The organism is Micromonospora sp. ALFpr18c (assembly GCF_008868155.1).
GTDB lineage: Bacteria > Actinomycetota > Actinomycetes > Mycobacteriales > Micromonosporaceae > Micromonospora.
The window spans coordinates 25,787-49,987 of record NZ_WBKR01000017.1 but is presented as its reverse complement, the minus strand read 5'-3'; the positions used below and the strand labels follow the sequence as shown (position 1 = coordinate 49,987).

Here is a 24,201-nt window from a genome sequence, read left to right as displayed (position 1 = left end):
AGGTGGGACTCGGAGGGGCGCGCCGGCTTGCCGGCGCGCCCCTCCGCGATGCGGTGGTTCGGGAATTACATGCTGGAGATGTCGCCCTGCTTGGCGCGGACGGCTTCGGCGGCCTCCAGGAGGCTGGCGCGCTCGTCGGCGTCCAGGTCGGTCTCGACGACGCGCTTGACGCCCTCGGCACCGATCTCGGCCTCGACACCCAGGTAGACGCCGGAGATGCCGTACTCACCGTCGACCCACGCGCAGACCGGCATGACCTCGCCGGAGTCCTCGGCGACAGCCTTGGCCATCCGGGCCGCGGCCGCGGACGGCGCGTAGTACGCCGAACCGGTCTTGAGCAGCGCGACGACCTCGGCGCCACCGTTGCGGGTCTTGACGACCAGCTCCTCGATCTGCTCGGCCGGCATCGCGTCGCGCAGCGGCTTGCCGTTGACCGTGCTCTTCGACGGCACCGGGACCATGGTGTCGCCGTGCGAGCCCAGGGTCAGCGTGCGGACCGACGCCACCGGCACGTTCAGCGCCTCGGCGACGAAGTTGCTGAACCGGGCGGTGTCGAGCATGCCGGCCTGGCCGAGCACCCGGTTCTTCGGGAACTGGGTGGCGAGTTGCGCGAGCGCGGTCATCTCGTCCAGCGGGTTGGAGACCACGATGACGACGGCGCTCGGGGCGTACTTGGCGACGTTCTCGGCGACCTGCCGCACGATCTTGGCGTTGGTCTCGAGCAGGTCCATCCGGCTCATGCCCGGCTTGCGCGGCAGGCCAGCGGTGATCACGACGACGTCGGAGCCCTCGATGGCCTCGTAGCCCTCGCCGTTCGGGCCGGTGGTCACGCCGACGACCTTGGTCTCGAAGCCCTCGATGGCCCGCGACTGGTTGAGGTCGAGCGCGAGGCCCGCGGGCTTGCCCTCCACGATGTCGGTGATCACAACGGTGTCGAAGACGTCGTACTCGGCCAGGCGCTGTGCGGTGGTGGAGCCGTAGAAGCCAGCCCCGACGACAGTGACCTTCTTACCCATGGTCGTCCCACTCCCTGATACCAGTCGGTTTTCCGGACCGTATCAGTCATCCTGGCACCGATCGGGCCAGGGGCGGACGGTTACGGCCCTACACCTCAACCGCGCTCGGCACGCTCCACGACGTTGGTGAGGAGCATGGCGCGGGTCATCGGACCGACACCGCCGGGCATCGGCACCAGCGCGCCGGCCGTCTCGGCCACCTCCGGGTCGACGTCGCCGGTGTAGCGGCCCTTGCCGTCCGGGCCGATCACCCGGGTGATGCCGACGTCCACCACCACCGCGCCCGGGTTGATCATGTCGGCGGTGAGCAGGCCCGGTACGCCGGCCGCGACGATGACGATGTCGGCGGCACGGGTGTGCGAGGCGAGGTCAAGGGTGCCGGTGTGGCACAGGGTGACCGTGGCGTTCTCGCTGCGCCGGGTGAGCAGCAGGCCGAGCGGGCGGCCGACGGTGTTGCCCCGGCCGACCACGGCGACGGTGGCGCCGCGCAGGGCGACGTCGTGGCGGCGGAGCAGCTCGACGATGCCGCGCGGGGTGCAGGGCAGCGGGCCGTCGTAGCCGAGGACGAGGCGACCCAGGTTGACCGGGTGCAGGCCGTCGGCGTCCTTGTCCGGGTCGATCAGCTCCAGCACGCGCTGGGTGTCCAGGTGGGCGGGGAGCGGCAGCTGGACGATGTACCCGTGGCAGGCCGGGTCGGCGTTCAGCTCGGCGATCACGTCGTCGACCTGCTGCTGGGTGGCGTCGGCGGGCAGCTCCCGGCGGATCGAGGCGATGCCCACCTCGGCGCAGTCGCGGTGCTTGCCGTTGACGTACGCCTGGCTGCCCGGGTCGGCACCGACCAGGACCGTGCCCAGCCCGGGGACGATGCCGCGTTCCGCGAGTGCCTTCACGCGTATCCGCAGCTCGTCCTTGATCTCCGCCGCGGTTGCCTTGCCGTCCAGAAGCGTCGCCGTCACGACCCGATCGTCTCATGTCCAACGCCTGCCGTTCCGACGACCTCACTCTGGATGCCTTGCGAGACCCCAGCCACACGTCAATCGGTAACTCAGAGTGAAGTGCGCTTCATCACTATGAGTGAGATATCTGTGTGACCGGACATCGTCGAAACGGTCAGACGGTGCGCGAGAGGCTGAGATCGGACGACGCGGCAGTGGGCGCTGAGTCCGGCCCGGCAGAGCACAAAGAGCCCTCAACTTGCCACCAATCTGGCAGCTCAGAGAACGCAATGCGGCTTGCGGTAGCACGGCACTGCGGCACCGCGCAAGCACGGCGCCTGCCGACCCAACGCATCCGCAACCCGGCCGTTGTCGACGGCCGGGACGTCAACATACCCTTGCGCCTTGTTGCGCAGCGTAAACCCAGCGTCGGGCCTGACTGCGCAGCGTGAGGAGATGAGGAGGTTCCAATGCGAGTTCGTAGACTCGCCGCCTGGACCGCCCTCCCGCTCGCGGTGACGCTGGGCCTCGCGGCCTGCGGCAGCGGCGGAGACGGTGGATCCGGCGGCAGCACCAGTTCGGCGGTCAGCATCCAGATCGGCGAGCCGAAGCACCTGGTTCCCACCAACACCGCCGAGACGAACGGTGCGCAGGTGCTCGCTGGCCTGTTCACCCCGCTCGTCGACTACGACGCCCAGAACAAGCCGTTCGAGGTCGCCGCACAGTCGGTCACCTCGTCCGACAACAAGGTCTGGACGATCAAGCTCAAGGACGGCTACACCTTCCACAACGGCGAGAAGGTCACGGCCGAGGACTACATCAACGCGTGGAACTACGGCGCGTACGCCCCCAACGGCCAGGACAGCAGCTTCTTCTTCGAGAAGATCGCTGGCTACGCCGACCTGCAGGGCGAGAAGCCGAAGGCCAAGGAGATGTCCGGCCTGAAGAAGGTCGACGACCTCACCTTCACCGTGACGCTCTCCGACCCGTACATCGACTTCCGGACGATGCTCGGTTACAACGCGTACCTGCCGATGCCGGACGCCGCGTTCTCCGCGCCGGGCGTGCTCAAGGACTCCTACGAGCAGGCGCCGATCGGGCAGGGCCCGTTCAAGATGAAGGGCACCTGGCAGCACGACAGCAAGATCAACGTCGAGCGCTACGACGCGTACCCGGGCGAGAAGCCCAAGGTGAAGGAGATCGAGTTCCGGATCTACCAGCAGCTCACCGCGGCGTACGCGGACGTCCTGGCGGACAACCTGGACGTGCTGCCGATCCTGCCGACGGAGAGCCTGAGCAGCGCGCCGACCGACCTGGGCGACCGGTACAAGACCAGCCCGATGTCGTCGTTCCAGTTCCTGGCGTTCCCGACGTTCGACAAGAACTTCGCGAACCCGGACGTGCGCAAGGCCATCTCGATGGCGATCGACCGTGACGAGATCACCAAGTCGGTCTTCAAGGGCTCGCAGACGCCGGCGCGTTCCTTCGTCTCGCCGGTCCTGCCGGGCTACCGGGAGAACACCACGGGCAAGGCGGGCGAGTTCAACCCGACCGAGGCCAAGAAGCTCTACCAGGCCGCCGGCGGCCCATCGAAGATTCTCATCTCCTACAACGGCGACGGCGGACACAAGGACTGGGTCGACGCCACGGTCAACCAGCTCAAGGCCAACCTGGGCGTCGACGCCGTCGGTGTCGCCGAGCCGAAGTTCGCCGACCTGCTGACCAAGGTCAAGGCGAAGCAGCCGGTGGGAGCCTTCCGACTGGGTTGGGTGATGGACTACCCGAGCATGGAGGACTACCTCGGCCCGCTGTACAGCACCAACGGCTCGTCGAACTACTACGGCTACAGCAACCCGGAGTTCGACAAGCTCGTCAAGGAGGGTTCCGCCGCCAAGACGCAGGCCGAGGCGATCGCCAAGTACCAGCAGGCGGAGGACATCCTGGCCAAGGACATGCCGACGATCCCGCTGCGCTTCGGCCAGAACGTGTTCGGCCACTCGACCAAGGTCAAGAACGTGGAGATGGACCTGTTCCAGCGGGTCAACCTCATCAAGATCGAAGCGGCCAGCTGAGCTGACCTACGGATTTCGGGCCACCCGGGCGACGACGCCCGGGTGGCCCGGACCGCGCTGTCCCGGCCGGGCCCCGCGCAGGCGGGGCCCGGAACGGGTGGTGCCGGCCTCCCCCGGGCCGGACGGCACGTGCCAGACATTTCGGGTACGACCAGAGATGCCGTCTTGCGACCCTTTCGCATATTTCCGGAGAGACTGCTAAGCATGTTCCGCTACATCCTGCGGCGCCTACTCCAGATGGTCCTGGCGTTCTTCGGGACCACCCTGATCGTCTACGCGCTGATGTTCGCCGGCCAGGGCGACCCCATCCAGGCCCTCGCGGGCGAACGCCCGGTGACGGCGGCCCAACGGGCCTACCTGACGGAGAAGTACCACCTCGACGCGACCGGCGTCGGCGGGTTCTTCTACCGCTACTTCGACTACGTCAAGAGCCTGCTCCAGGGCGACCTCGGCCAGTCACTGACCGGCCGCCAGATCGGCGACATCCTGCAGGCGGCCTGGCCGGTCACCGTCAAGCTCGCGCTCATCGCGCTCGCCGTGGCGATCATCTTCGGGGTCACCGCCGGCGTGGTCGCCGGCATCCGGCGGGCCAGCATCTTCGACAACTCGACCCTGGTGCTCACCCTGCTGGTGCTGGGCATCCCGACCATCGTGCTGGCGCCGCTGGCTCAGTACCTGCTGGGCGTCAAATGGCAACTCTTCCCGCCCACCGCCGGCTCCCAGCCGACGTTCTACGCGCTGCTGCTGCCGGGCATCGTCCTCGGCTCACTGTCGCTGGCCACCGCGCTGCGGCTGACCCGTACCTCGGTGGCGGAGAACCTGCGCGCCGACTACGTCCGGACCGCCCGGTCCAAGGGCCTGGTCAAGCGCCGCATCGTCACCGTCCACGTGCTGCGCAACTCGCTCATCCCGGTGGTCACCTTCCTCGGTGTGGAACTGGGCAACCTGATGAGCGGCGCGATCATCACCGAGGGCGTCTTCAACATCCCCGGCGTGGGCTTCAACCTCTTCCGCGGCATCCGCACCGAGGACGGCCCCCTGGTGGTGGGCATCGTCAGCGTGCTGGTCGTGGTCTACCTGGTCTCGAACCTGGTGGTGGACGTCCTGTACGCCGTACTCGACCCGAGGATCCGCTATGAGTGAGCGCAGCGAACGAATCATCAGCGCAGCGTGCTTGGGCTCGCAGGCCGGCATCGCGCGCAGCGAGGTGCCGGCATGAGTGATTTCGAGACTGTGGCGGCCAGCGAGAACCAGGCCGCACGGCGGGGCCCCTCGGGCGAGCCGGGGACACCCAACCAGGTCGGCGCACCGCACAAGCCGCGCAGCTTGGCCGGCGACGCCTGGCGCGACCTGCGCCGCAACCCGATCTTCTGGATCTCGCTGACGCTGGTCGTCATCTTCACGCTGATGGCACTGGCCCCGGGCGTGTTCACCGCCAACAACCCGAACGACTGCCTGCTCTCCCGGCAGCACGCCGGGCCGTCCGGCGGGGCCATCTTCGGGTACGACTTCCAGGGCTGCGACACGTACTCCCGGGCGGTCTACGGCACGCGGGCCTCGCTGCTGGTCGGCGCGCTCGCCGCGCTGGGCACCGGCATCATCGCGCTGGTGGTCGGCATGCTGGCCGGGTACTTCGGCCGCTGGGTCGATGCCGTGCTCTCCCGGGTGATCGACGTGGTGCTCGGCATCCCGCTGCTGCTGGCCGCGATCGTGCTGCTCAAGCGGGTGTCCAGCGACAGCACGAGCGCCCGGATCGCCGCGGTGATCTTCGTTCTGGCCATCCTGGGCTGGACCACCGCCGCCCGGGTGGTGCGGTCCTCGGTGATCACCGCCAAGGAGCAGGACTACGTGGCGGCGGCCCGGATGCTCGGCGCCGGCAACGGCCGGATCATGTGGCGGCACATCCTGCCGAACTCGCTGGCCCCGGCCATCGTCGTGCTGACCATCGCGCTCGGCTCGTTCATCGCCGCCGAGGCGACGCTGTCCTTCCTGGGCATCGGCCTGAAGTCCCCGACGATCTCGTGGGGCCAGGACATCGACACCGGTCGCATCCACATGCGGGAGGCGGCGACACCGCTGATCGTCCCGTCGGCCTTCCTCGCGCTGACCGTGCTGGCGTTCATCATGCTCGGCGACGCGATCCGTGACGCCTTCGACCCGAAGCTGCGGTGATCAACTCCATGCGAGCGCGAGGAGTGAGCGAAGCGAGCCCCGCAGTCGTGAGCGAAAGGCAGGCACAGCCATGACCGTCGAACCCACGCCCGCCTCCACCCCGGCGGACGGCCACCTGCTGGAGCTGCGGGACCTGCACGTCGAGTTCCGGACCAACGAGGGTGTCGCCCGGGTGATCAACGGCGTGTCGTACCACCTGGATGCCGGGGAGACCCTGGCGGTGCTCGGTGAGTCCGGCTCCGGCAAGTCCGTCACCGCCCAGGCGATCATGGGCATCCTGGACACGCCGCCCGCGTTCGTCCGCTCCGGCCAGATCCTCTACCGGGGTCAGGACCTGCTCACCGGCTCCGAGGAGCAGCGCCGGCAGGTCCGCGGCAAGGAGATCGCGATGATCTTCCAGGACGCGCTCTCCGCACTGAACCCGGTGTTCCCGGTCGGCTGGCAGATCGGCGAGACGCTACGCCAACGCGCCGGCATGTCCCGTGGTGACGCCCGCCGTCGTGCGATCGAGCTGATGGACCTGGTCAAGATCCCGGGCGCCGCGAAGCGGATCGGCGACTACCCGCACCAGTTCTCCGGCGGCATGCGGCAACGCGTCATGATCGCCATGGCGTTGGCCCTGGACCCGAAGGTGCTGATCGCCGACGAGCCCACCACCGCGCTCGACGTCACCGTGCAGGCCCAGATCATGGACCTGCTGGCCGACCTGCGCCGGGACCTCAACATGGCGATGATCCTGATCACCCACGACCTCGGAGTCGTCGCCGGCGTCGCGGACCGGATCGCCGTCATGTACGCCGGCCGGATCGTCGAGCACGCCGACGTCCGCTCGCTGTACAAGGCGCCCGCCCACCCGTACACCAAGGGGTTGCTGGAGTCGATCCCGCGGATGGACGTGCGCGGCCAGGAGCTGTCCACGATCAAGGGGTTGCCGCCGAACCTGATGCGCATCCCGTCCGGCTGCCCGTTCCACCCCCGGTGCCCGTACGTCCAGCAGGTCTGCGTGGACGTGGTACCGCACGACCTGGTCCTCGGCGATGGCCGGACCAGCGCTTGCCACTTCGCGCAGGAGGTCCGTGATGACAGCGCCCGCTAGCTCCACCAAGGTCCGGGGCGAGACCATCCTCTCCGTCGACAACCTGGTGAAGCACTTCCCGATCAGTCAGGGCGTGCTGTTCCAGCGGCAGATCGGCGCGGTCAAGGCCGTCGACGGGGTGAGCTTCGAGCTGCGCCGGGGCGAGACGCTCGGCGTGGTCGGCGAGTCCGGCTGCGGGAAGTCCACCCTCGCCCGGCTGCTGATGCGCCTGGAGACGCCCACCTCCGGGCGGGCCACCCTGGAGGGCAAGGACCTGTTCAAGGCCTCCGGGTCCGAGCTGCGCCGGCTGCGCCGCAACATGCAGATGGTCATGCAGGACCCGTACACCTCGCTGAACCCGCGGATGACCGTCGGCGACATCATCGGCGAGCCGTTCGAGATCCACCCCGACGCGGCGCCGAAGGGCAGCAAGCAGAAGCGGGTCCAGGAGCTGCTGGACGTCGTCGGGCTCAACCCGGAGCACATCAACCGGTACCCGCACCAGTTCTCCGGCGGTCAGCGCCAGCGCATCGGCATCGCCCGCGCCCTCGCGCTACGCCCGGAGGTGATCGTCTGCGACGAGCCGGTGTCCGCCCTCGACGTCTCCATCCAGGCCCAGGTGATCAACCTGCTGGAGCAGTTGCAGGACGAGTTCGGGCTGTCGTACATCTTCATCGCCCACGACCTGTCCGTGGTGCGCCACATCGCCGACCGCGTCGCGGTCATGTACCTGGGCCGGATCGTCGAGATCGGCACCGAGGACGAGATCTACGAGCGGGCCACCCACCCGTACACCCAGGCCTTGCTCTCGGCCGTGCCGGTGCCGGACCCGGAGGTCCGCGACCAGCGCAACATGATCCGTTTGGTCGGGGACGTGCCCAGCCCGGCCGACCCGCCGTCCGGCTGCCACTTCCGCACCCGCTGCTGGAAGGCCCAGGGCATCTGCGCCAAGGAAGACCCGCAGGCGGTGCCCCGCGCCGCGGACCCCCACCCGTCCGCCTGCCACTTCGCCGAACTCCGCCCGGCTACCCCCGCGGCGTAGGCCCGCACGTTCGCGTCGATCATGGAGTTGTGGTGGGCGGTTCAGCCGCTGGAGCCCCTTTTGTGAGGCACCACAACTCCATGATCGACGGGGGACTTCGTTAGTGGAAGAAGTGGCGGGTTTCCGTTAGGTACATCGTCACGTTGGCTTTTTTGGCCGCTGCGATGACCTCTTCGTCGCGGATCGAGCCGCCGGGTTGCACGATGGCGCGGACGCCGGCGTCGATGAGGATCTGCGGGCCGTCGGCGAACGGGAAGAACGCGTCCGACGCCGCGACCGAACCCCTCGCCCGGTCGGCGCCAGCGCGGCTGACCGCGAGCCGCGCCGAGTCGACCCGGTTGACCTGACCCATGCCGACGCCGACGGTGGCACCGTCGCGGGCCAGCAGGATCGCGTTGCTCTTCACCGCGCGGACCGCCCGCCAGGCGAACGCGAGGTCGCGCAGCAGCTCCTCGTCCGCGGCCTCGCCGGTCGCCAGCCGCCAGTTCGCCGGGTCGTCGCCGGGGGCGTTCACCCGGTCGGCGACCTGGGCCAGCACACCCCCGGTCACCTGCCGCAGCTCCACCAGCGCCGGGGTCCACGCGGGCGCGCGCAGCAGCCGGATGTTCTTCTTGCCCTGCAGCACCTCGACCGCGCCCTCGTCGAAGCCGGGGGCGACCACCACCTCGGTGAAGATGTCGGCCACCTGCCGGGCCATCTCGACCGACACCGGCCGGTTGACCGCGATCACGCCGCCGAATGCCGACACCGGGTCGCAGGCGTGCGCCCTGCGGTGTGCCTCGGCCACGTCCGCGCCGACCGCGATGCCGCACGGGTTGGCGTGCTTGATGATCGCCACTGCCGGCTGGTCGGCGAAGTCGTTCGCGGCCCGCCAGGCGGCGTCCGCGTCGACGTAGTTGTTGTACGACATCTCCTTGCCGTGCAGCTGTTCGGCCTGGGCCAGCCCCGCCGGGGCGTCCGGGTCGGTGTAGAGCGCAGCCGGCTGGTGCGGGTTCTCGCCGTAGCGCAGCCCGGTCGACTTGCGCAGCGCCAGCCCCGCGAACTGCGGCCACGAGTCGTCGGCGGGGGCCAGTTCCTGGGCGCACCACCGGGCGACCGCCACGTCGTACTCGGCGATGTCGGCGAACGCCCGGGCGGCCAGCGCGCGACGCTGGGCCAGGGTGAAGCCACCCTCGCCGAGCGCGGCGAGCAGCGCCGGGTAACCGGCCGGGTCGGTGAGCACGGCGACCGAGGCGTGGTTCTTGGCGGCGGCCCGCACCATGGCCGGCCCGCCGATGTCGATCTGCTCCACGCACTCCTCGACGCCGGCGCCGGAGGCCACGGTCGCCTGGAACGGGTAGAGGTTGGAGACCAGCAGGTCGAACGCCGCCACACCCAGCTCGTCGAGCTGCGCCACGTGGGTGTCCTTGCGCAGGTCGGCGAGCAGGCCCGCGTGCACCTTCGGGTGCAGCGTCTTCACCCGGCCGTCGAGCACCTCGGGAAAGCCGGTCACCGTCTCCACCGGCGTCACCGGCACACCGGCGGCGGCGATGGTGCCCGCCGTGCTGCCGGTGGACACGATCTCCACGCCGGCCGCGTGCAGGGCCTGGGCCAGCTCGACCAGCCCGGTCTTGTCGTAGACGCTGACCAGCGCCCGCCTGATCGGGCGGCGCCCGTCCTGAGTGGGACTCACGGAACCGTGACCTTCCTTCCGGTGATGGTCCAGCCTTCGCGGACCAGGCGACCGACCTGCTCGACGAGCTGGCGGCGCTCGGCTTCCTTGATGCGCTCGGTGAGCGCGTCCACGTCGTCGTCGTCGAGCACCGGCACCGCGACCTGCGCGACGATCGGCCCGGTGTCCATGCCCGCGTCGACGAAGAAGAGGGTGGCCCCGGTGAGCTTCACGCCGTAGGCGAGGGCGTCCCGTGGGCCGTGGATGCCGGGAAACGCCGGCAGCAACGTGTTGTGGGTATTCAGGTAGCGGTCGCCGAACGCGGTGAGGAAGTGCGGGCCGACCAGCTTGAGGAACCCGGCGGAGATGACCAGGTCGGGTTGGTGCTTCGCGACGTGCGCGGTGAGCGCCACATCCCAGTCGTCCCGGGTGTCGTGGTCGCGGACCCGCTCGACGAACGTCGGCACGCCGGCGGCCTCGGCCCGGTCCAGGCCCGCGATGCCGTCGCGGTCCGCGCCGACCGCGACCACCTGCGCGCCGTACGCGGGGTCGGCGGCGGCGTCCAGCAACGCCTGGAGGTTGCTCCCGGAGCCGGAGATGAGGACGACGATGCGGGCGGCGGACGCGGGCTCGGTCACCGGGCCACCCTATCGGGCAGGTCAGGACGCCCTCCGGCTGGGCGGTGCCGATCTTTGACAGTGCCGGCGGGCATCGACCCGATACGCTGCCGCTCGCTCGGGCTGGACACCGTGCCGGCCCGCACCCCTGTCACTGATCCGGCACGGCAGCCGTGCCGTCGGAATGAGGAGCACCCCCATGCAGCCCGGTACCCACCCCCAGCAGCAGCCGCCGATCAACAACAACATGACGATGTCGATCGTCGCCATCTTCCTCTTCTGGCCGCTGGCCCTCCCGGCCATCATCAGCGCGTCGAAGGTCAACCCGCTGCTTCAGCAGGGTGACTACGCCGGTGCCCAGGCCGCCGCCGCGGAGTCGAGGAAATGGTCGAAGTGGGCCCTTATCGTGGGCATCGGGTGGTATGTCGTCGTGTTGCTGTGCTGTGCGTTGGGTGGTCTGGGCGCGATCATGGGTGGGAACAGCAGCAGTAACTGACGGAACCAGTCCAAGGAGCTTCTCGAATGCAGCCCGGTAACCCCGGTCAGGACCCGTACGGCCAGCAGCCCAACCAGGACCCGACCGCGCCCCAGCCGCCGCACGACCCGTACGCCCCGCCGCCGGCCGCCCCGTACGGCCAGCAGCCGACCTCTGGGCAGCCCTACGGTCAGCAGCCGCAGGACCCGTACGCGGCACCGCAGGCGCCGTACGGCCAGCAGCCCACCTCGGGTCAGCCGTACGGTCAGCAGCAGCCGTACCAGGACCCGTACGGCCAGCAGCAGCCCCCGTACGGCGCTCCGACGTACCCGAACGCCGGCTACCCGCAGGCCCAGGGCCAGAACAACACCCTCGGCCTGGTGTCGATGATCCTCGGCATCGCGTCGATCCCGCTGGTCTGCTGCCTCTACCTGGGCATCCCGGTCGGCATCGCGGGCGTGGTGACCGGCTACCTCGCCCGGCAGAAGGTCGCCCAGGGTCAGGCCAGCAACGCCGGGCAGGCCAAGGCCGGCCTGATCTGCGGTGCGGTCGGCGTCGGACTGGGCATCCTGCTGATCATCCTGAGCATCGTGGCGAACGTCGCGCTGCCGACCCAGCCCTGACGGGCTCGGTACCGACGGGGCGCTCCGGATCGTCTCGGGGCGCCCCGCGCTCGTCTACCAAGCGGGAGACCGGGTGAGCGCCCGGGTCGCGGCGGCGCCGAGCAGCGCACCGACCGCGATGACACCGGTGGCCACGGCGGCGACCTGCCAGGCCACCGGCCCGAGCTGCGCGAGTCGGCCGGCACCGAGCGGGCCGCCGGAGACCTCGGCGGCCACGCCGAGCAGCACGCCGGCCACCGGCCCGGCCAGCGCCGCCGGCACCAGCAGGTCGGCCCAACGCCTCGGGGCGCGCTCGCGGCCGTGCTCGGCGTCGACCCGACCGCGGACCCGCTCCGGCCCGACGTGCCGGGCCGTCCGACGGGCCAGCAGCCAGCCGGCCACCATCCCGGCCAGCACCGGCACCGCGAGCAGCAGGGCACCGAGGCCGTCCACCGGGCCGCGCGGCAGGCCGGCGAGCAGCGGTACGGCCGGCAGCGCGCCGACCGACACCTCACTCGTCCGGATCGCGGTGTCGGTGCCGACCGCGAAGCCCGGCCCGAGCAGGTAACTGCTCGACCAGATCGCCGCGTTCGGCGCGTACGCCACACTGACCAGGGTGATCCCGGCCTGCCCGGCCACCCCGGTGCGGTACGCCCCGATCATGTCGGCCGCGTCCCCGCCGCCGGTGGCCACGGCCAGCCCGGCCGCACCGGCGCCCGCGCCGAGCAGCAGGAGCCCGGCCACCAGCCCGGTGCGTACGCCGTCGCGCAGCCGGGTCGGCATCCGGGCGGCGAGCACACCGGTGACGGCGGTGATCCGGGTCGCGCCGACCAGCGCGGCGAGCGTGCCGACCGCCGCGAAGGTGGCCGCCGCACGGACCAGGGACGCGTCCGGGCCGCCCGCGCCGACCAGCACGGCCGCGAGTGTGCCGAGCAGCGCGTACGCGATGCCGACCGCGCCCGCGGCGAGCAGCGCCCGGCGCGGTGAGCGGGTGTCCCGGGCGCCGATCGCGCGGCTCACGTGCACGCCGGCCCGGGTGAGCCGCCAGATCGCGAGGACGGTGAGCGCCAGCGGGGCGAGCCCGAACGGGCCGGCCTCGGTGCGCAGCGGCACGCCGTGCCCGACCAGCCAGCCGGCCAGCGCGGTGCGCAGGGCACCGCCGAGGGTGGCGCCGTCCGCGCCGAACTGGACCAGGGCGAGCACGATGGCGACCGGCAGGTACGACGTGAGGGCGGCCCAGCCGGCGGCCACCCCCGCGGCGACCGGCAGCGGCGCCCGCCCACGCGGCGGCCCGCCGGGGCGCTGCGCGGGCACCCGTCGGCCCGGTGTGGCGCGGTCGACCGGCCGGTCGTCGGCGCGCACACCGCCGGGACGGCTGGGACGGTCAGGGGTGACGGGGGACATCCGCTCTACTCTGGCACGTCGCGCGGGCGGGAGCAGTCCGTTAACCCGCCCCGAAAGGCGGCGAGTTGAACGAACCTCGGTCCGGGACGCCTGCTCCGGTCTAGCGTCGGCCCAGAGGGGGTGGCCGTCGCCGCCATCCGGGTCGGCCCGGGTCAGCCCGCCGCTCACGACCGTCCGGAGGTAGCTGTGACGACCGCATACCCGCCGCCCCCGCCGCCACCGGCCCAGGGACGGGACCGGACGACGCTCTGGGGCGTGCTGGGCATCGTGCTGGGCCTGATCTGCTGCGGCATCCTCGGCATCGTCTTCGGCTACCTGTCCATCCGCGACGCCCGCCGTTACGGCCAGTCGCCGGTGCTCGGATACCTCGCCATCGTGTTCGGCGTGATCAATATCATCGGCGGCTCGATCCTGCGTCTCACCGGCAACTACCCGTTCTGGAACAACGACTGAGCGGGTGCGGCACGACGAGAGGGGGCCGACCGTCTCCGGTCGACCCCCTCTTCGATGCCGCCTGGCCGGCTCAGTTGCCGGACATGATCTCCCGCATCAGCTTCGCGGTCTCGGTCGGCGTCTTGCCGACCTTGACGCCGACGGCTTCGAGGGCCGCCTGCTTCGCCTCCGCGGTGCCGGCCGAGCCGGAGATGATCGCACCGGCGTGGCCCATGGTCTTGCCGGGGGGCGCGGTGAAGCCGGCGATGTAGCCGACGACCGGCTTGGTGACGTTCGCCTTGATGAACTCGGCGGCCCGCTCCTCGGCGTCGCCGCCGATCTCGCCGATCATCACGATCGCGTCGGTCTCCGGGTCGGCCTCGAACGCCGCCAGGGCGTCGATGTGGGTGGTCCCGATGATCGGGTCACCGCCGATGCCGACGCAGGTGGAGAAGCCGATGTCCCGCAGCTCGTACATCATCTGGTAGGTCAGCGTGCCACTCTTGCTGACCAGGCCGATCCGGCCGGAGCCGGTGATGTCGGCCGGGATGATGCCGGCGTTGGACGCGCCCGGCGAGGCGATGCCCGGGCAGTTCGGCCCGATGATCCGGGTCCGCTCGCCCTGCGCCAGGTTGTACGCCCAGAACGCGGCGGTGTCGTGCACCGGCACGCCCTCGGTGATCACCACGGCCAGGCCGATCGCGGCGTCGATCGCCTCGACCACGGCGGCCCTGGTGAACTGCGGCGGCACGAAGATGACCGTGACGTCGGCCCCGGTCTCGGCCATGGCGTCCGCCACGGACGCGAAGACCGGCAGCTCGGTGCCGTCGAAGTCGACCTTCTGGCCCGCCTTGCGCGGGTTGACGCCGCCCACCACGTTGGTGCCGGCGGCGAGCATCCGCCGGGTGTGCTTGGAACCCTCGGAACCGGTCATCCCCTGGACGATGACCTTCGAGTCCTTGGTCAGCCAGATAGCCATGATCAGACCCCCGCAGCTGCCAGCTCGGCGGCCCGCTCGGCCGCGCCGTCCATGGTGTCCACCCGCTGCACGAGCGGGTTGTTCGCGCCGTCCAGGATCGCCCGGCCGGCTTCGGCGTTGTTGCCGTCGAGCCGGACGACGAGCGGCTTGGTGACCTGCTCGCCGCGCTGCTCCAGCAGGGCCAGCGCCTGGATGATGCCGTTGGCGACCTCGTCGCAGGCGGTGATGCCGCCGAAGACGTTGACGAAGACGCTCTTCACGGCCGGGTCGGAGAGCACGATCTCCAGCCCGTTCGCCATGACCGCGGCGCTCGCGCCGCCGCCGATGTCGAGGAAGTTGGCCGGCTTGACGTTGCCGTGCCGCTCACCGGCGTACGCGACCACGTCGAGGGTCGACATGACCAGACCCGCGCCGTTGCCGATGATGCCGACCTCGCCGTCGAGCTTGACGTAGTTGAGGTCCTTGGCCTTGGCGGCCTGCTCCAGCGGGTCCACGGCGGCCTGGTCGACCAGGGCCTCGTGGTCCGGGTGCCGGAACGCGGCGTTCTCGTCCAGGCTGATCTTGGCGTCGAGCAGCAGCATCCGCCCGTCGCCGTTCTTGGCGAGCGGGTTGACCTCGACCAGGGTGGCATCCTCGGCGACGAACGCCTGCCACAGGCCCACGGCGATCTCGACCACCTGGTCGGCGACCTCGGCCGGGAACCCGGCGGCGGCGACGATCTCCCGCGCCTTGGCCTCGTCGACACCGGTGTTCGCGTCGATCGGAGCCTTGACCACACGGTCCGGGGTCTCGGCGGCGACCTGCTCGATGTCCATACCGCCGGCCACGCTGGCGATGCAGAGGAAGGTGCGGTTCGCCCGGTCGAGCAGGTACGAGAAGTAGTACTCCTCGGCCACGTCCGCCGTCACCGTGATCATGACCTTGTGGACGGTGTGACCCTTGATGTCCATGCCGAGGATGTCGGTGGCCCTGGCCACCGCCTCATCCGGGCCTTCGGCCAGCTTGACGCCGCCGGCTTTACCTCGGCCGCCGACCTTCACCTGCGCCTTGACGACCACTCGACCGCCGAGGCGTTCGGCGATCGAGCGGGCCTCCTGGGGGGTAGTGGCGACGCCGCCGGCAAGCACGGGCAAGCCGTGCCGCTCGAACAGGTCCCGCCCCTGGTACTCGTACAGGTCCACGATTGCGCGTCCCGTCCCGTCTCCGCGGCGCGCCGTCGCGCCGCCACCAGCGTTCAGAAAAACAGTTTGACGCCTGTCATCACTTGACACAGGCCATTGGCCGCAGCCTAGCGAGGTGGGCACCGCCGGCAACCGAGCGGGTGCGCGGTGTGCGGTAATGCACAACCCGGCAGCCCGCGGGGCCGGTTTCGGGCGCGGCACGTGCCGCGTCAACCGTCCGGGCGATGTTGCCGGGGGTGCGTAACCCGCCCGTCGGGGCGTCGTTGAGTCAGGTGTCGGAGCGCTGATTCAGCGTGATGACGGGAGACGGCCGATGCCCTGTCGGTCGAGGGGTGGCGGCGGGGCATCGTGCATAGAGGGGCCGGACGTGTGAGGGGTGCGTCCGGCCCCTCCCCCGTGCCCGGGTCCGCCCGACGACCCGAGCCGGTACGCCTCAGGCGACCGGCTGCGCCACGTTCTGCCGGACCCACTCGACGATCGCCTGCGTGGTGGCCCCCGGCGTGAAGATCTTGGCGACGCCCAGCTTCTCCAGCTCGGGGATGTCGTCGTTCGGGATGATGCCGCCGCCGAACACGACGATGTCGCGGGCGTCCCGCTCGCCGAGCAGTTCCAGGACCCGGCGGAAGAGCGTCATGTGCGCACCGGACAGCACGGAGAGGCCGACCGCGTCGGCGTCCTCCTGGATCGCGGTCTCCACGATCTGCTCGGGGGTCTGGTGCAGGCCGGTGTAGACGACCTCCATGCCGGCGTCACGAAGGGCACGCGCGACAACCTTGGCGCCCCGGTCGTGGCCGTCCAGGCCTGGCTTGGCGACGACGACCCGAATACGAGAGCTCATCAGCGCACACCTTTCACCGGCTCCACGGCCTTCACCTGAACGAACGGTAACCCGGCCGACCGGGCCCGGGAAATCCGGGCCGGCAACCCGCTCGACCCGGTCGACTCCGAGCGGGGCCCGACAGACCGCGCCGTCAAGCCGGACGACTCCGCCGGACCGGTCACGCTCGGCGACGAACGGGCAGCAACGAGGGCACCGTTCGACGTCGCGATGCATGACAATCATGGACGCAAACGGACAGATCGACACGCCAATTCGGCGCTCTGGCTTGTGACTCGCCTGGTGGTTGGCTAACGTGTCCTCGGTTGTCATCAGGTCCATGGACGGGTGATGACGCGGTCAGCGGACGTTCACCGGAGCTTCACGAACGTCCACCGGCCGCCTCGGAACCCCGACAACGGAGGGTGTGCGTGCGCCAGCGCCTGTCGTCTGAGCCCGATCGATATCGCGGTCGCCGCCGCGTACCCACCCCACCCCGCAGCCGCTACGCCGCGGTCGTCACCACGGCGTTCGTCGGAGCCGGCATCGTCGCGCTCGGCGCGAGCGCCCTGCCGGACGCCAAGGACGTCAGCCCGTCGGTTCTCGACGAGCTCAAGCAGGCGTCGGTCACCAGCCAGGACGCCGCGGCCCGTGCGGACAACGCCGACCGCGCCTCCCGGGACGGCCGTGGCAAGGACGCCGCCGAGCCCGAGGTCTGGCTGCTGCCGCTGCAGGGCTACGACTTCAACTCTCCCTACGGGGTCCGCTGGGGCAAGATGCACACCGGCGTCGACTTGGTCGTCCCCGAGGGCACGCCGTACGTGGCGGTCCACGACGGCGTGGTCACCAAGGCCGGTTGGTTCGGCGGGTACGGCAACGCGGTGATCGTCCAGCACGCCGACGGCAGCGAGGCGATCTACGGCCACTCCGCCGCGGTCAGCGTCAAGGAGGGGCAGCAGATCAAGGCGGGTGACCAGCTCGGCCTCGTGGGCCAGACCGGCCACGCCTACGGCGTCCACCTGCACCTCGAGATCCATGTCAAGGGCCAGCCGGTCGACCCGGTGACGTTCCTTCAGGACCACGGAGTGGACATCAAGCTGCAAGTCGAGGCAATTTACAGCGAGGTAGCCGCCTCCTGACGGTGCGTAACGACCGTTGACCGCCCGGATCTGTCGATCCGGGCGGTTTTTCGTGCCGGATGTCACCTGGGCCACACCGCCGACTGTGACCGACGACACGAGTCGCCATGATCATATTTACGGACGGATCACCGCAGGTCGGGAGGTATCCGGGCAGAGCGCTGCCAACCTGCCCGGTCCGGATGCGGTCCCGGTACCCGGCCGGACTCGACCCGACACCAGTATTTCGAGGTCAAGTGCCCCTCGACTGTGAAGGTCCGCCGTGCAGGAAGACAGCCCCGTCCAGAACGAGAACACCCCCGACACCACCGTCGAGCAGCCGCAGCGCGCCCGTCGGCGGAACCGCCTCATCGTGCTCGGCGCGGCTGCCCTGGTGGCGCTCGGCCTGGGCGGAGTCGCCGTCGCCACCACCGGCCCGGACCGCCCGTCGCCCACCGCCGTCTCGCTCGACGCGCAGTCCCGGGCCGAGGCCGCCAGCCGGGCCGACCGCTCCGCCCGTGAGTCGACCGCGCCGGCCTCCCCCTCGGCCACCCCGAGCGTGAGCCCGTCGACGACCAGCGCCAGCCCCACACCGGCGAAGACGGCCACCGCCAAGCCGAAGCCGAAGCCGAAGCCGAAGAAGACCACCAAGCCCACCCCCGCCTGGGTCGACCCGATGCCGGGCGCGGCGGTCACCTCCTGCTACGGCCAGCGCTGGGGCACCCTGCACGCCGGTATCGACCTCGCCCTGCCCTCCGGCACCCCGATCCACGCCGCCGCGGCGGGCACGGTCACCCAGGCCGGCGACGCCGCCGACGGCTACGGCAACTCCGTCTTCATCGACCACGGCAACGGGTACCTGACCCACTACGCCCACCAGAGCCGGATCGCGGTGACGGTCGGCCAGAAGGTCAAGGCCGGCCAGATCATCGGGTACGAGGGCGCCACCGGCGACGCCACCGGCCCGCACCTGCACTTCGAGGTGCACCAGGGCATGTGGAACCAGATCGACCCGGCCCCGTACATGCGGGCCCACGGCGTGGACCTGGGCTGCTGAGACCGCCGTAGGTTCACTTGCTCCTGGGCCGAGCGCCGGTGCCAGGCCCAGGAGCAACCAGGAGACCTACGCCGGGCTCGCGGCGCGCAGCCGTGGCCACCGCTGCTCGGTCCAGGCCCGCAACAACCACTCCATCGGCCCGTACCGGAACCGGGCCATCCACGCCGCGCTGGCGGCGAGCTACACACCGTAGACGCGGCCGCGAGCAGCGGCGCGGTGAGCACTCCTGAAGGCCACTCTTTGCATGATCAAGCGAAATCGTGGCGGGCAGCGAGCTGGGCGCGCGTCACCCCGCGTGACGGGTCAGAGCTTGTCGACCGGGGCGTGCCGGAGCACCAGCCACATCGTCTGGTCGCCGAAGTCGATCTGCGCACGGGCACCCGGACCGTGCCCCTCGACGGCGAGCACCCGCCCCAGGCCGTACCGCTGGTGGTTGACCCGGTCGCCCGCGGCCACCTTCGGCCCCTGCGGCAGCTCGCTGGCCGTGGTCAGCCGGCTGGCGTCCACACCGAGCCGCTGGGCCAGCTGCGCCGCCTTCGGCGTACCCCCGGTGAAGGTGCCACGCACGCCGGGCGCGCGGTCCGCGCGGCCGCCCACGCCGCCGCCCCCGCCGGCCCACGAGGTGTACGACCCCTCGGTGCGCTCCCAGTGCACCAGTTCCGTCGGCAGCTCCTCCAGGAACCGCGACGGCGGGTTGTAGGCCGGCTGCCCCCACGCCGAGCGGGTCACCGCCCGGGAGAGGTAAAGCCGCTGCCGGGCACGGGTGATGCCGACGTAGGCCAGACGGCGCTCCTCCTCCAGCTCGCGGGTGTCGCCCAGCGAACGCAGGTGCGGGAAGACCCCATCCTCCAGCCCGGTCAGGAACACCACCGGGAACTCCAGGCCCTTGGCGGTGTGCAACGTCATCAGGGTGACCACGCCCTGGTGGTCGGGGTCGTCCGAGGGGATCTGGTCGGCGTCGGCGACGAGCGCGACCTGCTCGAGGAAGCCGGCCAGGGTGGCCCGCTCCCCCTCCTCGCCCAGCGCCTCGATGCGCTCGGTGTACTCCCGGGCGACGCTGACCAGCTCCTGGAGGTTGTCCACCCGGCCGGCGTCCTGCGGGTCCAGGCTCTCCTCCAGCTCGGTCAGGTAGCCCGAGCGGGTCAGCAGCGCCTCCAGCACCTCCTCCGGGGTGCCGGTCTCGGCCAGCTCCCGGGCACCGTCGAGCAGCGCGACGAAGTCGCCGATGCCGTTGGCCGCCCGGGTGGAGATGCCCGGTGCCTCCCGGGCCCGGCGCAGGGCCGCGCCGAACGAGATGCGGTCGCGGCTGGAAAGCGCCTCGACGCATGCCTCCGCGCGGTCGCCGATCCCCCGGCGGGGGGTGTTGAGCACCCGCCGCAGGCTCACCGTGTCGTCGTCGTTGACCACCGACCGCAGGTACGCCAGGGCGTCGCGGACCTCCTTGCGCTCGTAGAAGCGCACCCCGCCGACCACCTTGTAGGGCAGGCCGACCCGGATGAACACCTCCTCGAAGACGCGCGACTGGGCGTTGGTGCGGTAGAAGACCGCGACGTCACCGGGACGGGTCTCGTCGGCGTCGACCAGCCGGTCGATCTCCCGGGCCACCCAGTCCGCCTCGGCGTGCTCGGTGTCGGCGACGTACCCGACGATCCGCTCGCCGGCGCCGGCCTCGCTCCACAGCCGCTTCGGCTTGCGGGAGGTGTTCCGGTCGATCACCGCGTTGGCCGCGTTGAGGATGGTCTGGGTGGAGCGGTAGTTCTGCTCCAGCAGGATCGTCCGCGCGTCGGTGAAGTCCCGCTCGAACTCGAGGATGTTGCGGATCGTCGCGCCCCGGAAGGCGTAGATCGACTGGTCGGCGTCACCGACCACGCACAGCTCGGCCGGCTCCAGCCCCTCGGTGCCGGAGACCAACTCCTTGATCAGGACGTACTGGGCGTGGTTGGTGTCCTGGTACTCGTCCACGAGCACGTGCCGGAACCGCCGGCGGTAGCTCTCCGCGACGTGCGGGTGGGACTGGAGCAGGTGCACCGTCGTCATGATCAGGTCGTCGAAGTCGAGTGCGTGCGCCTCCCGCAACCGGCGCTGGTACAGCGTGTACGCCTCGGCGAGGGCCCGCTCGTTGGGCCCCGACGCCCGCGCGGCGAACTGCTCCGGGTCGACCAGCTCGTTCTTCAGGTTGGAGACCTGGGCGGCCAGCCCGCGCGCCGGGTAGCGCTTGGGGTCGAGATCGAGTTCGCGGGTGACCAGCTGCATCAGTCGCCGGGAGTCGTCCGCGTCGTAGATCGAGAAGGTCGACTTCAGGCCGGCGTGCTCGTGCTCGGCGCGCAGGATCCGGACACACGCGGAGTGGAACGTCGACACCCACATCAGGCGGGCGCGCGGCCCGACGAGCGCGGCGACGCGCTCCTTCATCTCGCCGGCCGCCTTGTTGGTGAAGGTGATCGCGATGATCTCACCGGGGTGGACGTCCCGGGCGGCGAGCAGGTAGGCGATCCGGTGGGTGAGCACCCGGGTCTTGCCGGATCCCGCGCCGGCCACGATCAGCAGCGGCGAACCGGCGTGGCTGACCGCGTCGCGTTGCGGGCCGTTCAGCCCGGCGAGCAGCTGCTGCGGGTCGAGGCGGACGGCGGCCGGCCGGGGCCGCTCCGGACGGGCCGGCGCGGACTCCGGCGCAGGCGAGGACGCGGGGATGTCGAAGAGAGGATGCATCGCCGGACAAGTCTATGCCGCCGGGCGGACACTTCCCGACCTCCCACGGTCGTCCCGGGCGAACCGCTTGCGTACGGGGCGGAGGCATGGGCATACTCGACGACGTGTTCGCAGCGCGTTACTACTTTTACTACGGCACCGGGAGTCCGGCTGCCGTAGGTCGCGCCTGATCGAATCAGACCTACGAAAGCCCCGGGCTCCTGGAGTCCGGGGCTTTTCCGTCCCAGGTTCCGGGCACCGGGCACCACAGTGCGAGAGGTACCCGATGATGACAGACGTGGTGGAGCAGAGCGGCGGCGCGATCCGACCGACGGAGCAGTCCCCGACAACCGGGAGCGAGCCGGCGACGGCGGTCGCGCCTCCGAGCGGGGACGGCGGCCCGGTCGAGGCACGTACCGGCACCGCGGAGCCGATGGCCGCCGCCCGGATCGTGGAGATCAGGGAACGGATCGACGAGATCGACCACGCACTCATCTCGCTCTGGCAGGAACGGGCGACGCTGTCCCAGGAGGTCGGGGCGACCCGGATGGCTTCCGGGGGGACGCGGCTCGTGCTCTCCCGGGAGCGGGAGATCCTGGAGCGCTTCCGGACGGCGCTCGGTGCCGACGGCACCCAACTGGCGCTGCTGCTGCTGCGGGCGGGCCGCGGCCCGCTGTGAGCCATCCCGGCGGGCCGCGGCCCGCTGTGAGCCATCCCGGCGGTCCGGGCGACTCCGCTCTCACCCCGACGACTCGGCCGTGCGGGGTTCCGGACAGACGAAACCGCCTGCCGACGTCGTGACGACGTCGGCAGGCGGTCCCGGGGAACTCACACCTCGTGGGTGGCGACGATCTCGCGCTTCTCGGCGAAGTGGCAGGCGCTCGGGTGGTCCGAGCCCTGCCGGACCTCCAGCAGCGGGACCTTCTCGGCGCACACGTCCTGCGCCTTCCAGCAGCGGGTCCGGAACCGGCAGCCCGAGGGCGGGCTGATCGGCGACGGCACGTCACCCGAGAGCCGGATGATCGTCTTGTGGTGCCGCTGCGTCGGGTCGGGCACCGGCACCGCGGAGAGCAGCGCCTGCGTGTACGGGTGCGTCGGCCGCTCGTAGATCTCGTCCTCGGTGCCGATCTCGACGATCTTGCCGAGGTACATGACCGCGACCCGGTCCGAGAGGTGCCGGACCACGGACAGGTCGTGGGCGATGAAGATGTACGACAACCCGAACTCGGCCTGCAACTGCTCCAGCAGGTTCATCACCTGAGCCTGGATGGACACGTCCAGAGCCGACACCGGCTCGTCGCAGACGATCACCTCCGGCCGCAGCGCGAGCGCACGGGCGATGCCGATGCGCTGGCGCTGACCGCCGGAGAACTGGTGCGGGTACCGGTTGATGTGCTCCGGATTGAGCCCGACCAGGTCGAGCAGCTCCCGGACCTTGGCCCGACGGCTGCCCTTCGGCGCCACCTCCGGGTGGATCTCGAACGGCTCACCGATCAGGTCACCGACCGTCATCCGCGGGTTCAGCGAGGTGTACGGGTCCTGCATGACCAGCTGGATCTGCCGACGCAGACGCCGCAGCGCCCCACCGGAGAGCTTGGAGATGTCCTGGCCCTTGTAGACCACGTTGCCGGCGGTCGGCTTCTCCAGGTTCATCAGCACCCGGGCGAGGGTCGACTTGCCGCAGCCGGACTCGCCGACGACGCCGAGCGTCTCACCGGCGCGCAGACCGAACGAGACCCCGTCGACCGCCTTGACCTGGCCGACGGTCTTCTTGAACACCACACCCTGGGTGACGGGGTAGTGCTTGACCAGGTCACGGACCTCGAGGATGTTCTCAGTCACGGTTCACCAGCTCCTCGGCGAAGTGGCAGGCGCTGGCCCGGGCGGTGCCCACCTGCAGCAGCGGCGGGACCTTCTCCCGGCACACCGGCTGAACCATGGGGCAACGCGGGTTGAACGGGCAGCCCGGCGGGATGTTCATCAGGTTCGGCGGGAGGCCCTTGATCGTCCGGAGCTGCTGCCCCTTCTCGTCCAGGCGCGGGATCGAGTCGATCAGACCCATCGTGTACGGGTGCGCCGGCTTGGCGTACAGGTCGTACACGTCGGCTTCCTCGACGATCCGGCCCGCGTACATGACCGCGATCCGGTCCGCGACGTCGGCGACCACGCCGAGGTCGTGGGTGATCAGGATCATGCCCATCTGCCGCTCACGCTGAAGCTCGGCCAGCAGGTCCATGATCTGGGCCTGCACGGTCACGTCGAGCGCGGTGGTCGGCTCGTCCGCGATCAGCACCTCCGGGTCGAGCGCCAGCGACATCGCGATCATCGCGCGCTGCCGCATACCGCCGGAGAACTGGTGCGGATAGTTGTTGAACCGACTCTTGGCGTTCGGGATCTTGACCTGGTCGAGCATCTCGATCGCGCGCTTCTTGGCCTCCGCGCGGCCCAGGCCCCGCCGGACGCGGAACTGCTCGGCGATCTGGAACCCGACGGTGAAGACCGGGTTCAGTGCCGAGAGCGCGTCCTGGAAGATCATCGCGATGCCCTCACCGCGGATCCGGCGGCGCTCCTCGCCGGACATGCGCAGCATGTCCTTGCCGTGGAAGCGAACCTGCCCGCCGGTGACGAACCCGGGCGGGGTGTCGAGGATGCCCATGATGGTCTGCGCCGTGACGCTCTTGCCGGAGCCGGACTCGCCGAGCACGGCGAGGGTCTCCCCCGCGTCGACGTGGTACGTGACCCCGTTGATGACCTTTGCGACGCCGTCCCGGGTGCGGAACTCCACCCGCAGGTCGTCGACCTCGAGCAGCCGGCCGGAGGGACGTCCGGACCCGCCGGATCCCGGCGCGGACTGCTCGGACACGAGAA

22 protein-coding genes and 1 pseudogene are annotated in these 24,201 nt (G+C 70.6%); 11 read left to right on the top strand and 12 right to left on the bottom strand.

Annotated features, from left to right (window positions below):
- Positions 1 to 65: 65 nt before the first annotated feature.
- The gene (locus tag F8271_RS05890; protein ID WP_151488631.1) at positions 66 to 1,016 is read right to left on the bottom strand and encodes a malate dehydrogenase; all 951 of its coding nucleotides are present in this window, start codon (positions 1,014 to 1,016) and stop codon (positions 66 to 68) included.
- Between the two features lie 95 nt (positions 1,017 to 1,111).
- A complete protein-coding gene (locus F8271_RS05885) occupies positions 1,112 to 1,972 on the bottom strand; it encodes a bifunctional methylenetetrahydrofolate dehydrogenase/methenyltetrahydrofolate cyclohydrolase (RefSeq protein ID WP_151488630.1) in 861 nt (286 codons plus the stop codon).
- A gap of 449 nt (positions 1,973 to 2,421) precedes the next feature.
- Here F8271_RS05885 and F8271_RS05880 point away from each other — a divergent pair, with 449 nt between their 5' ends.
- The 5 genes from F8271_RS05880 (at position 2,422) to F8271_RS05860 (ending at position 8,312) form a co-directional block, all read left to right on the top strand.
- Complete coding sequence (locus tag F8271_RS05880; protein WP_151488629.1) at positions 2,422 to 4,023, top strand: ABC transporter substrate-binding protein; 1,602 nt, start codon at positions 2,422 to 2,424, stop codon at positions 4,021 to 4,023.
- Between the two features lie 204 nt (positions 4,024 to 4,227).
- On the top strand, positions 4,228 to 5,166 hold the full coding sequence (locus tag F8271_RS05875) for an ABC transporter permease (RefSeq protein WP_151488628.1): 939 nt from the start codon (positions 4,228 to 4,230) through the stop codon (positions 5,164 to 5,166).
- 72 nt (positions 5,167 to 5,238) lie between these two features.
- Positions 5,239 to 6,195 (top strand): ABC transporter permease, encoded by a 957-nt coding sequence (locus tag F8271_RS05870; protein ID WP_151488627.1) that lies wholly within the window; start codon positions 5,239 to 5,241, stop codon positions 6,193 to 6,195.
- A 70-nt stretch (positions 6,196 to 6,265) separates the two neighbouring features.
- Complete coding sequence (locus tag F8271_RS05865) at positions 6,266 to 7,291, top strand: ABC transporter ATP-binding protein (protein WP_151488626.1); 1,026 nt, start codon at positions 6,266 to 6,268, stop codon at positions 7,289 to 7,291.
- The gene (locus tag F8271_RS05860; protein WP_151488625.1) at positions 7,275 to 8,312 is read left to right on the top strand and encodes an ABC transporter ATP-binding protein; all 1,038 of its coding nucleotides are present in this window, start codon (positions 7,275 to 7,277) and stop codon (positions 8,310 to 8,312) included. Before F8271_RS05865 ends, F8271_RS05860 begins: the two co-directional genes overlap by 17 nt.
- A gap of 100 nt (positions 8,313 to 8,412) precedes the next feature.
- Here F8271_RS05860 and purH read toward each other — a convergent pair whose 3' ends face one another.
- Both purH and purN read right to left on the bottom strand, forming a co-directional pair.
- Entirely contained in the window at positions 8,413 to 9,984 is a 1,572-nt protein-coding gene (gene purH / locus F8271_RS05855; RefSeq protein WP_151488624.1) for a bifunctional phosphoribosylaminoimidazolecarboxamide formyltransferase/IMP cyclohydrolase, read from the bottom strand.
- Complete coding sequence (purN, locus tag F8271_RS05850; RefSeq protein ID WP_151488623.1) at positions 9,981 to 10,601, bottom strand: phosphoribosylglycinamide formyltransferase; 621 nt, start codon at positions 10,599 to 10,601, stop codon at positions 9,981 to 9,983. The genes purH and purN overlap by 4 nt, the downstream gene beginning before the upstream one ends.
- A gap of 178 nt (positions 10,602 to 10,779) precedes the next feature.
- Between purN and F8271_RS05845 the strand changes: the two genes are divergently transcribed.
- Positions 10,780 to 11,076: a CD225/dispanin family protein gene (locus F8271_RS05845; RefSeq protein ID WP_151488622.1), complete on the top strand. Its 297-nt coding sequence runs from the start codon at positions 10,780 to 10,782 to the stop codon at positions 11,074 to 11,076.
- Positions 11,077 to 11,102: 26 nt separating this feature from the next.
- Complete coding sequence (locus F8271_RS05840; RefSeq protein ID WP_151488621.1) at positions 11,103 to 11,678, top strand: DUF4190 domain-containing protein; 576 nt, start codon at positions 11,103 to 11,105, stop codon at positions 11,676 to 11,678.
- 54 nt (positions 11,679 to 11,732) lie between these two features.
- On the opposite strand, the gene F8271_RS05835 is transcribed toward F8271_RS05840, so the two are convergent.
- Complete coding sequence (locus F8271_RS05835; protein ID WP_151488620.1) at positions 11,733 to 13,061, bottom strand: DUF6350 family protein; 1,329 nt, start codon at positions 13,059 to 13,061, stop codon at positions 11,733 to 11,735.
- A 186-nt stretch (positions 13,062 to 13,247) separates the two neighbouring features.
- On the opposite strand from F8271_RS05835, the gene F8271_RS05830 reads away from it, so the two are divergent.
- Complete coding sequence (locus F8271_RS05830) at positions 13,248 to 13,514, top strand: DUF4190 domain-containing protein (RefSeq protein ID WP_151488619.1); 267 nt, start codon at positions 13,248 to 13,250, stop codon at positions 13,512 to 13,514.
- A 70-nt stretch (positions 13,515 to 13,584) separates the two neighbouring features.
- On the opposite strand, the gene sucD is transcribed toward F8271_RS05830, so the two are convergent.
- The 3 genes from sucD to F8271_RS05815 all read right to left on the bottom strand — a co-directional run bounded on the left by sucD (position 13,585) and on the right by F8271_RS05815 (position 16,491).
- A complete protein-coding gene (gene sucD / locus F8271_RS05825) occupies positions 13,585 to 14,472 on the bottom strand; it encodes a succinate--CoA ligase subunit alpha (RefSeq protein WP_151488618.1) in 888 nt (295 codons plus the stop codon).
- Positions 14,473 to 14,474: 2 nt separating this feature from the next.
- Positions 14,475 to 15,653 (bottom strand): ADP-forming succinate--CoA ligase subunit beta, encoded by a 1,179-nt coding sequence (gene sucC, locus F8271_RS05820; RefSeq protein ID WP_151488617.1) that lies wholly within the window; start codon positions 15,651 to 15,653, stop codon positions 14,475 to 14,477.
- 433 nt (positions 15,654 to 16,086) lie between these two features.
- A complete protein-coding gene (locus tag F8271_RS05815) occupies positions 16,087 to 16,491 on the bottom strand; it encodes a cobalamin B12-binding domain-containing protein (protein WP_151488616.1) in 405 nt (134 codons plus the stop codon).
- Positions 16,492 to 16,901: 410 nt separating this feature from the next.
- Between F8271_RS05815 and F8271_RS05810 the strand changes: the two genes are divergently transcribed.
- A complete protein-coding gene (locus F8271_RS05810) occupies positions 16,902 to 17,609 on the top strand; it encodes a M23 family metallopeptidase (protein WP_151488615.1) in 708 nt (235 codons plus the stop codon).
- Positions 17,610 to 17,871: 262 nt separating this feature from the next.
- Complete coding sequence (locus F8271_RS05805; RefSeq protein WP_151488614.1) at positions 17,872 to 18,645, top strand: M23 family metallopeptidase; 774 nt, start codon at positions 17,872 to 17,874, stop codon at positions 18,643 to 18,645.
- Between the two features lie 66 nt (positions 18,646 to 18,711).
- On the opposite strand, the pseudogene F8271_RS05800 reads toward F8271_RS05805, so the two are convergent.
- Together F8271_RS05800 and pcrA are read right to left on the bottom strand one after the other, a co-directional pair.
- A pseudogene (locus F8271_RS05800) lies at positions 18,712 to 18,816 on the bottom strand (DUF418 domain-containing protein); the annotation flags it as partial.
- Positions 18,817 to 18,948: 132 nt separating this feature from the next.
- A complete protein-coding gene (pcrA, locus tag F8271_RS05795; protein ID WP_151488612.1) occupies positions 18,949 to 21,354 on the bottom strand; it encodes a DNA helicase PcrA in 2,406 nt (801 codons plus the stop codon).
- Positions 21,355 to 21,619: 265 nt separating this feature from the next.
- Between pcrA and F8271_RS05790 the strand changes: the two genes are divergently transcribed.
- On the top strand, positions 21,620 to 22,012 hold the full coding sequence (locus F8271_RS05790) for a chorismate mutase (protein ID WP_151488611.1): 393 nt from the start codon (positions 21,620 to 21,622) through the stop codon (positions 22,010 to 22,012).
- A 149-nt stretch (positions 22,013 to 22,161) separates the two neighbouring features.
- Here F8271_RS05790 and F8271_RS05785 read toward each other — a convergent pair whose 3' ends face one another.
- Both F8271_RS05785 and F8271_RS05780 read right to left on the bottom strand, forming a co-directional pair.
- Complete coding sequence (locus F8271_RS05785; protein ID WP_151488610.1) at positions 22,162 to 23,175, bottom strand: ABC transporter ATP-binding protein; 1,014 nt, start codon at positions 23,173 to 23,175, stop codon at positions 22,162 to 22,164.
- Positions 23,168 to 24,196 carry an ABC transporter ATP-binding protein gene (locus tag F8271_RS05780; RefSeq protein WP_151488633.1) on the bottom strand — a complete coding sequence of 343 codons (1,029 nt, stop codon included), beginning with the start codon at positions 24,194 to 24,196 and terminating at the stop codon, positions 23,168 to 23,170. Before F8271_RS05780 ends, F8271_RS05785 begins: the two co-directional genes overlap by 8 nt.
- Positions 24,197 to 24,201: the final 5 nt, after the last annotated feature.

Coding starts and splice junctions, on each gene's coding strand:
- F8271_RS05835 (WP_151488620.1), bottom strand. CDS start 13,061: ATGTCCCCCGTCACCCCTGACCGTCCCAGCCGTCCCGGCGGTGTGCGC.
- F8271_RS05845 (WP_151488622.1), top strand. CDS start 10,780: ATGCAGCCCGGTACCCACCCCCAGCAGCAGCCGCCGATCAACAACAAC.
- sucD (WP_151488618.1), bottom strand. CDS start 14,472: ATGGCTATCTGGCTGACCAAGGACTCGAAGGTCATCGTCCAGGGGATG.
- F8271_RS05890 (WP_151488631.1), bottom strand. CDS start 1,016: ATGGGTAAGAAGGTCACTGTCGTCGGGGCTGGCTTCTACGGCTCCACC.
- F8271_RS05875 (WP_151488628.1), top strand. CDS start 4,228: ATGTTCCGCTACATCCTGCGGCGCCTACTCCAGATGGTCCTGGCGTTC.
- F8271_RS05880 (WP_151488629.1), top strand. CDS start 2,422: ATGCGAGTTCGTAGACTCGCCGCCTGGACCGCCCTCCCGCTCGCGGTG.
- F8271_RS05815 (WP_151488616.1), bottom strand. CDS start 16,491: ATGAGCTCTCGTATTCGGGTCGTCGTCGCCAAGCCAGGCCTGGACGGC.
- F8271_RS05865 (WP_151488626.1), top strand. CDS start 6,266: ATGACCGTCGAACCCACGCCCGCCTCCACCCCGGCGGACGGCCACCTG.
- pcrA (WP_151488612.1), bottom strand. CDS start 21,354: ATGCATCCTCTCTTCGACATCCCCGCGTCCTCGCCTGCGCCGGAGTCC.
- F8271_RS05790 (WP_151488611.1), top strand. CDS start 21,620: ATGATGACAGACGTGGTGGAGCAGAGCGGCGGCGCGATCCGACCGACG.
- F8271_RS05840 (WP_151488621.1), top strand. CDS start 11,103: ATGCAGCCCGGTAACCCCGGTCAGGACCCGTACGGCCAGCAGCCCAAC.
- F8271_RS05860 (WP_151488625.1), top strand. CDS start 7,275: ATGACAGCGCCCGCTAGCTCCACCAAGGTCCGGGGCGAGACCATCCTC.
- F8271_RS05870 (WP_151488627.1), top strand. CDS start 5,239: ATGAGTGATTTCGAGACTGTGGCGGCCAGCGAGAACCAGGCCGCACGG.